The sequence below is a fragment of the Bacillus sp. SIMBA_005 genome (assembly GCF_046535585.1).
GTDB lineage: Bacteria > Bacillota > Bacilli > Bacillales > Bacillaceae > Bacillus > Bacillus pumilus.
Genome location: NZ_JAWRWI010000277.1, coordinates 1 through 278 on the forward strand (window position 1 = coordinate 1; position 278 = coordinate 278).

Here is a 278-nt window from a genome sequence, read left to right on the forward strand (position 1 = left end):
GCCTCGATTTGAAAGCCAAGATTGCGGAGAGTCTTGAACGCGCGAGATTCCTCACCGCCCTTAAATTCGCGCCTCGACAAATCAGAGCCCGTAGCAACTTTTGCGGAAAGTTCAAGGACCAGTTTTGGTGGGTAGCGGCGACCCTCATAAACCAGGTCATACCGCGTCGAATCGGCTCCCGCCGGCACACCTTGTTGGTCGATTTCTTCAAGTGCCTTTAGCACGTGCTGGTGAGTCAAGCTATGTGTGACCTCAGTAAAGCTGTCCGCCCCCCATTG

General features: G+C 54.3%; 1 protein-coding gene. It reads right to left on the reverse strand.

Annotated features, from left to right (window positions below; translation table 11 throughout):
* On the reverse strand, positions 1–278 hold a 278-nt coding region (locus tag SB660_RS20095), incomplete at both ends, for a ScoMcrA-related endonuclease (RefSeq protein WP_410584057.1).